This window comes from Hydrogenophaga sp. (genome assembly GCF_041633695.1).
GTDB lineage: Bacteria > Pseudomonadota > Gammaproteobacteria > Burkholderiales > Burkholderiaceae_C > Hydrogenophaga.
The window spans coordinates 1-7,534 of the sequence record NZ_JBFJMY010000192.1; the positions used below are offsets into that span (position 1 = coordinate 1).

General features: G+C 63.7%; 7 protein-coding genes. 5 read left to right on the top strand and 2 right to left on the bottom strand.

All coding sequences use genetic code 11. The annotated features are described in order from the left end of the window. The 3 genes from ABYB95_RS12870 to ABYB95_RS12880 form a co-directional block, all read left to right on the top strand. Positions 1 to 1,389, top strand: a 1,389-nt coding sequence (locus ABYB95_RS12870) for a tannase/feruloyl esterase family alpha/beta hydrolase (protein WP_372658958.1), incomplete at its 5' end; no start/stop codon positions are given. Positions 1,390 to 1,450: 61 nt separating this feature from the next. Continuing rightward, complete coding sequence (locus tag ABYB95_RS12875) at positions 1,451 to 2,497, top strand: PAS domain-containing sensor histidine kinase (RefSeq protein WP_372658959.1); 1,047 nt, start codon at positions 1,451 to 1,453, stop codon at positions 2,495 to 2,497. An 8-nt stretch (positions 2,498 to 2,505) separates the two neighbouring features. After that, complete coding sequence (locus ABYB95_RS12880; protein WP_372658960.1) at positions 2,506 to 3,138, top strand: response regulator; 633 nt, start codon at positions 2,506 to 2,508, stop codon at positions 3,136 to 3,138. A 132-nt stretch (positions 3,139 to 3,270) separates the two neighbouring features. On the opposite strand, the gene ABYB95_RS12885 is transcribed toward ABYB95_RS12880, so the two are convergent. Further along, positions 3,271 to 4,404, bottom strand: a complete 1,134-nt coding sequence (locus ABYB95_RS12885) for an acyl-CoA dehydrogenase (protein WP_372658961.1) — start codon at positions 4,402 to 4,404, stop codon at positions 3,271 to 3,273. Positions 4,405 to 4,425: 21 nt separating this feature from the next. Next, the gene (locus tag ABYB95_RS12890) at positions 4,426 to 5,634 is read right to left on the bottom strand and encodes an acyl-CoA dehydrogenase family protein (RefSeq protein ID WP_372658962.1); all 1,209 of its coding nucleotides are present in this window, start codon (positions 5,632 to 5,634) and stop codon (positions 4,426 to 4,428) included. A 381-nt stretch (positions 5,635 to 6,015) separates the two neighbouring features. Here ABYB95_RS12890 and ABYB95_RS12895 point away from each other — a divergent pair, with 381 nt between their 5' ends. After that, positions 6,016 to 6,879 carry a branched-chain amino acid ABC transporter permease gene (locus ABYB95_RS12895; protein ID WP_372658963.1) on the top strand — a complete coding sequence of 288 codons (864 nt, stop codon included), beginning with the start codon at positions 6,016 to 6,018 and terminating at the stop codon, positions 6,877 to 6,879. A gap of 2 nt (positions 6,880 to 6,881) precedes the next feature. Next, on the top strand, positions 6,882 to 7,534 hold a 653-nt coding region (locus ABYB95_RS12900), incomplete at its 3' end, for a branched-chain amino acid ABC transporter permease (RefSeq protein ID WP_372658964.1).

Below are 7,534 nucleotides of genomic sequence, written 5' to 3' on the forward strand. Positions count from 1 at the left end.
AACTGGAATGCCAAGACCATGATGGTTGGCGGCGGGGGCTTCAACGGCTCCATTCCCGACGTGACCGGCAACGTGCCGGCCGGCCCCGTTGGCCAACTGAAACCGCTTGGCCGCGGCTACGCGACCTTTGCCAGCGATTCTGGACACCAGGGCAACGCCTTTGGTTCGCAGGATGCTTCGTCGTTCGCGAACGACGAAGCACTGCGCAATTTCGAAGGCGATGCGCTGAAGAAGACCAGGGATGCCGCGATCCACCTAGTCCGGTCGCGCTACGCCGCTGCGCCAAGCAAATCCTATTTCGCCGGGGGCTCCACCGGCGGTCGAGAAGCCCTGGCTGCGATCCAGCGCTGGCCTGCCGACTGGGACGGCGCTATCGCCTGGTTCCCAGCGTGGAACGACCTGTCGGCACTGCTGTTCGGACAGAAGATCAACCGCACGCTGGCGCAGCCCGGCGCCTATCCGAACCAGGCCAAACGGCTCGCCCTGACCCGATCGGCGCTCCAAGCCTGCGACGCGCTCGACGGTGTGGCCGACGGCCTGATTGGCAAGCAAGTGCAGTGCAACAGCATTTTCGACCCGACCACCGCAACGCTGGACGGCGCACCGCTGCGCTGTGCCTCGGGTGCCGACACAGGTGACAACTGTCTCTCGGATGCGCAGATCAACGCCTTCAAGGTGTTTGCATCGGGCACCAGATTCAACTTTCCCCTCGCCAGTGGCGAGACCGGATACCCCGGGTACAACGTGTGGGGAAGCGATTTCGGGAATTCGGGCAGCTCACCGGTGCAGCCCGTCGTCACCTTCCTGGGCCTTGGGACGGTGCCGCCTGGCGATCCCATGCCCACATCGGGCGCGCCCTACGTTGGGCAGTTTCTCGACCAGTTCGTCAAGTACGCGGTGACCCGCGACGCGTCCTTCCGCTCGCTGAGCTTGGATCCGGAGACCCCGGGTCCGTGGGCTTCGCGTCTGAGCGATCTCAGTATCCGGCTCGACACCAGTACCGACATCTCGGCCTTTGTTGCGCGTGGTGGCAAGCTGCTGCTGGCGCACGGCATGTCGGATGTGCTCGTCTCCACGCAGGCGACGCAGATGTACTACCAGCGGTTGCAGCGGCAGTTTGGCGCCACCACCGTCGACGGGTTCGCACGCTACTATGAAGTTCCAGGCTACGGCCATGCCGTCAGCTCCGTCTTCAATGCCGCATGGGATTCGCTCACGGCTCTCGAGCGCTGGTCGGAGGGCGGCGTGGCTCCGAGTGGCCAGCTCGTGACCGATTCCGTTGGCGTGCCCGGGCGCACGCGACCCCTGTGCGAGTATCCGCGCTTCCCACGCTACAAAGGCGCTGGAGACGTCAACGACGCGGCTTCGTTCACTTGCGCGTCCAGCTGAGTGTCGGCGCCTAGGGAAACCCCGTTGGGCGCCGTTTCGCTCCGCTCCTAGAATCCACACGATGCACACAGCTGAGGGAGAACACGCGCCGGAAGTGCCTTTCCAAGCCATCATCGAGCAGGCGCTGGCCGGCATCTACGTGATGCAAGACGAGCGCTTCGTTTACTCGAACAAGACTTGGGCAGGCATGGTTGGCTACACGCCGGAAGAACTCGTCGGTATGCACCTGCGCGAGTTGGTGGCACCCGACTTCCTCGACACGGTGCTCCACCGCTACTACCAGCGCCTGACAGGCGAAGTCCAGAGCATGCGGTTCCACACCCGCGGCGTGCACAAGGACGGTCACATCGTGCACATCGAGATCCACGGCTCACGCATGATCTTTCGCGGAAGACCGGCGGTGGGTGGCGTTGGCATCGACATTTCGGAGCGGGTCGCACAGGACGACGCGCTTCGGCGTTCTCGCGAACAGTTGCAGGAGTTGACGGCCTATACCAGCCGCAAGCTGGAGGAACAACGACTCACCTTTGCCCGCGACGTGCACGACGAACTGGGTGGCATGCTGACTGCGCTCAAGATGGATGTGTCCCGCATTGCGCGCAGGATGGAGACCGAAGAACTGCGCGGCATGACGCAAGATGCGCTGGGGTTGACACAGGACATCATCGAAAGGGTCAAGGCCATTTCCGAGTCGCTGCGACCCAGTGCGCTCGATCACGATGGCCTCGGGATCGCGATCGCTCGCGATCTTGAGCAGTTTTCCGCGCGCTCGGGGATTCCCCATACCCTCACGGGTCGGGATGTTCCGCTGCGGCTCTCGCCCAAACGCTCGATTGCTGTCTACCGGATTTTCTACGAAGGATTGACCAACGTCGCACGGCACGCGCAAGCGCAACAGGTTGCCGTGTCGCTGGAGGAGCAGGACAACTGGTTTGTACTGGAGTTGCGCGACGACGGCGTGGGATTCGTTCCTTCGACGCTCGCCCCCCGTTCACTCGGTTTGCTCAGCATGTCGGAGCGGGCGCGCGAGATTGGCGGGGAGCTCGTGATCGACGCGGCGCGCGGGCGGGGGACCCGCCTGGTTCTGAAGACGCCGCTGCTGATTTAGGGCCCTCCGTGATTCAGGTGCTTGTTGCAGACGACCACACCATCTTTCGATCAGGCGTCGGCCGCCTGCTCGACGATGAACCCGATATGCGCGTGGCGGCCCAGGCATCCAATGGCGGGGAGGCGCTTGACCTCATTCGCGCGCGCAAATTCGACGTGATGCTGCTCGACATCAACATGGAAGGGCGCAGCGGCCTCGATGTTCTCGCTTCTCTGCGGGGGATGCAGAATTGCCCGCCGGTCATGGTGTTGTCCATGTATCCAGAAGAACAATATGCGCTGGTCGCTGTGCAGGCGGGCGCACGCGGCTACCTGGCAAAAGACTCAGCGGCAGAGGAGATGGTGCGGGCCATTCGCACGGTCGCGGGCGGTGGCTTGTATCTCAGCGTGGGCGCAGCCCGGCACGTGCGCGACCAGCTTCGCGGTGTGGACGAGCGGCCGTTGCACCAGCGCCTGTCCGTGCGCGAGCATCAAATCATGCTGATGACGATCCGGGGCATGTCGGTGACGGAGATCGCCGAAGAAATGATGATCAGCGTCAAAACCGTCAGCACCCACCGCGTGAATCTACTGGCGAAGCTCGGCCTGGGTAGCACCGCCGAGCTCGTGCTGTACGCGGTCCGGCAAGGCTTGCTTCACTGATCTTCCCGCACGCCCATGCCGAACACTGTCCGGCTCAGGTGCGCGGTTTGTTCCATCTGCGGGCAGTGCCTCGGCGGGCCGTTCGGGTGCCGCTTCTCCAAGCCTCTCAGATCACCGCAGCGGCGCAGCCTCTCAAGCCGCCAGGCCCAGCTGTGCGAAGCGCGCCAGATGCTGGTCTTCGTCGCCGAGCTGGTGGTCGATCATGATCAGGCGCTTGGCGTAGTGGGCCAGTGGCAGTTCCCAGGTCATGCCGATGCCGCCGTGCATCTGGATGCTTTCTTCGGCCACCAGGGTGCCCACGCGGCCCACGGTGAATTTGGCGCCCGATAGCGCTCGCTCGCGTGCGCCGCGCTCGCCGTCGAGCGCGGCGGCGGCGTTGATGGCCGCCGAGCGCGCTTGTTCCACTTCCAACAGCAGATCGGCCATGCGGTGCTGCAAGGCCTGGAAGCTGCCAATGGGCACGCCGAACTGTTTGCGGGTGCGCAGGTATTCCAGCGTGTCGTGCTTGGCGCATTCCATGGCGCCCAGCGCTTCGGCGGCCAGCGCAAGCAGACCGCAACCCACGGCGCGCTCCAGGGCCGCAAACGCCTGGTCCTGCTTGCCCAGCAAGGCGCTGCCGGGCAAGCTCACGCCATCCAGCTGCAGTTCGGCGCCCCGTCCGCCGTCGACCAGTGCGTAGCCCTGGCTGTGTAGACCCAGGGTGTTGGCCGGCAGCAAGAACAGGCTCAGGCCGTGCGCGTCGCCCGGCGCACCGGCGGTGCGCGCGCTGAGTACATAGGCATCGGCCATGTGTGCCTGTTGCACCACCACCTTGCTGCCCGCGAGCTGCCAGCCGCCATCCACTGGCGTGGCGCTCACGCTCACGCGGCTGGGGTCGGCGCCGGTGTCGGCTTCTTCGTGCGCCATGAGGATGATCCGCTCGCCGCCGATCAGCGCTTCGAGTTCGGCGGCGGTGCGTGGGTCGCCCGAGGCGGCGAGGGCCTGCCCGGCCATCAAGGCACCCACCACGGGTTCGACCACCAGGCCACGGCCCAGCGACTCGAACACCACGGCGATGTCAAGGCCGGCGCCGCCCATGCCGCCTTGCGCTTCGGTGAACAGCGCGGCCAGCGCGCCCAGTTCCAGCAGGCCGTTCCAGGTGCTGCGGCTGTGGCCTTCGGGTGACGCGGCGATGGCTTGGCGGGTCTCGAACGCGTATTGCTCGCGCAGGTATCGGTCCAGGCTGTCGGCCAGCATGCGGCGGTCTTCGGTGTGTTGAAAGTCCATGGTGGTTTCGTGCGTGGAGGTTTACAGGCCCAGGATCATCTTGGCGATGATGTTTTTCTGGATTTCGTTGGAGCCGCCAAAGATCGACAGCTTGCGGTTGTTGAAGTAGCGGGACGCGGCCGAGGCGGCTTCGCGTGGTCCCACCGTGGGACCGTCGTAGCCTCCGCTCAGCGCTTCTTCCATGAAGGGCCGGGCGTGTGGGCCCATGGCCCGGCGCAGCAAGGACCAGATCTCTTGCCGGATTTCGGTGCCACGTATCTTGAGCATCGAACTCTCGGCGCCCGGCACACCACCACCGGCCACGGCGGCGAGCACACGCAGGTTGGTGGTCTTCATGTTCTCCAGATCGATCTCCACCCGCGCCAGGCGGGCGGCAAAGCTCGGGTCCTGGATCAATGGCCGGCCGTCGCGGATCTGGCTGGCGGCCACGCGCTTGAGCTGCTGCAGGCCGGCGATGGAAAAACCCACGCCGGCGATGTTGGTGCGCTCGTAGGTGAGCAGGTATTTGGCGCAGGTCCAGCCCTTGTCTTCTTCGCCCACCAGGTTCTCGATCGGCACGCGCACGTCGGTGAAAAACACCTCGTTCACCTCGTGTTCGCCGTCCAGCGTGAGGATGGGGCGTATCTCCACGCCGGGCGTGTTCATGTCGATCAGCAGAAAGCTGATGCCTTGCTGCTTCTTGGCTTCGCGGTTGGTGCGCACCAGGCAGAAGATCATGTTGGCGTGCTGGCCCAGCGTGGTCCAGGTTTTCTGGCCGTTCACGATGTAGTGCTCGCCTTGCGCATCGCTGCCGCGCACGGCCGATGTTTTCACCCCCGCCAGGTCGGAACCCGCGCCGGGCTCCGAATAGCCTTGGCACCACCAGTCGGAGCCGTCGAGGATGCGCGGCAACCAATGCTGCTTCTGCGCTTCGTTGCCGAACTTGATGAGCACCGGCCCCAGCATGTTGACGCCGAAGGGCACGATGCGCGGGCTGTGCGCGAGCGCGCATTCGTTTTCAAAGATGAAGCCCTTGATGGGGCCCCAACCGGGGCCGCCCCAGCTCTCGGGCCAGTGGCTGGCCAGCCAGCCGCGTTCGGCCAGCACGCTGTGCCAGCCGTTCATGTCGGTGCGGCTCAGGCGTTGCCCGTTGCGCACCTTGTCGGCCACGCGCGGGTCGAGTTTGTCGGCGAGGAATTCGCGCACCTCGGCGCGGAATGCCTCTTCTTCGGCGGTGAAGTTCAGATCCATGGTGGTGCTTTTATGTATTTAAAAACGGAATATAAAACTGCAGTGCAGAATTTAAACCATAGATAATAAATCGGCAAGCATGCTTTTCAAACCCAAGACGGATGAGGAATATCGTTAGATACAAGAGGTAAATAGCCCTTGTCCAGTGGGTGCAGTCGCTTTTGAGACGCGGGTTTACCCCTTGGTTAAAGTTTCACTCTGCAGCATAGAATCCCGACTGAATTCCAAAACGCAGAACGGGTGCAAACGCGTGTGGACCGCCAATAGGCGGCACCAGCCGCAAGCCCATTCCCACCACAGGAGCTGTTTTTGATGCCGTTTTTCGAATCCCGTCCACCGACGTCCGGTGGTCTTCTCTCCACCGTGAAAAGGGCCTGATCCATGGACGTGTTTCTGCAACAGGTGCTCAACGGCCTGACCTTGGGCGGCATCTACAGCCTGGTGGCGCTGGGGCTGACCCTGGTTTACGGCATCCTGCATGTGCCGAACTTTGCGCACGGCGCCTTCTACATGGTGGGCGCGTTCGTGGCCCTCAAGCTCATGACGGGCTGGGAGGTGAACTACTGGATCGCCATGGCCGGTGCCGCCGGTGTGGTGGCCGTGCTGGCTGCGTTGTCCGAGCGCCTGGTGTTCCATCCGCTGCGCCATGCCTCCGGCCTGCACCCCATGATCGCGGCCATCGGCCTGCTGCTCTTTCTGGAAGCCGGTGCACAAGCCCTCTGGGGTGCGGACTTCCTGCGCATGCCCACGCCTTTTAACGGCATCATTGAAATTGCGGGTGTCACCGCCCCGGTGCAGCGCCTGATGATCATCGCCGGCGCTTTTGTGATCATGGCCGTGCTGCAGCTGTTCCTGACGCGCACCGTGACCGGTTCGACCATTGTCGCCATGGCGCAGAACCGCGACGGCGCCTCGCTGGTCGGCATCGACGCCAACCGCGTGGCCATGCTTACCTTCGCCATCTCCGGCATGTTGGCCGCCGTGGCCGCCACGCTGTATGCGCCCATCAACCTGGTCTATCCCGCCATGGGCCATCTGGTGATCACCAAGGCCTTCGTCATCATCATCTTGGGCGGCATGGGCAGTGTGCCCGGTGCCATCGTCGGCGGCCTGATCATCGGCTTCGCCGAATCCTTTGGCGCCTTCTACATCTCCACCGACTACAAAGACATCATCTCCTTCGTGCTGTTGGTGGTGATCCTGTCGCTGCGCCCCCAAGGCCTGTTCACCAACGGAGCGCGCTGAGCATGAAATTCCTAGAAGGCAAGCTGGGCTGGTTGCTGCTGATCGCGGCCGGCATCGCATTTCCCCTGCTGGCGGGCAACGACTACCACCTCACGGTGATGTCCACCGCCTACATTTTCGCCATCGCCACCATTGGCCTGAACCTCATCACCGGCTACACCGGCCAGTTCAATCTGGCCCACGCGGGCTTCATGGCCGTGGGCGCCTACACCTTGGGCATTCTGACGGTGGACTACGGGGTGCATTTCTGGATCGCCTTTGTGCTGTCGGGCGTGGTCACCGTGCTGGTCGGCTTGCCGCTGGGCTGGGTGTCGTTGCGCCTCAAGGGGCACTACTTCTCCATCTTCACGCTGTGCGTGGGCACCATCCTGTACCTTGTGATTGAAAAGTGGGAAAGCCTGACCCATGGCACCGTCGGCATCATCGGCATTCCCGGGCCCAGCGCGGTCGGGCCGCTCACGTTCGACACGCCCACCAAGCTTTATTACCTGGTGCTGTTCTTTCTGGTGGTCGGCGTCTGGGTCATGCGCCGCATCGTCAACTCGCTGATGGGGCGGACTTTTGTGGCCATTCGCAACGGCGACGATCTGGCCGAAGCGCTGGGTGTCAACCTGATGCGCAACAAGCTCACCGCGTTTCTGCTGTCGGTGCTGTA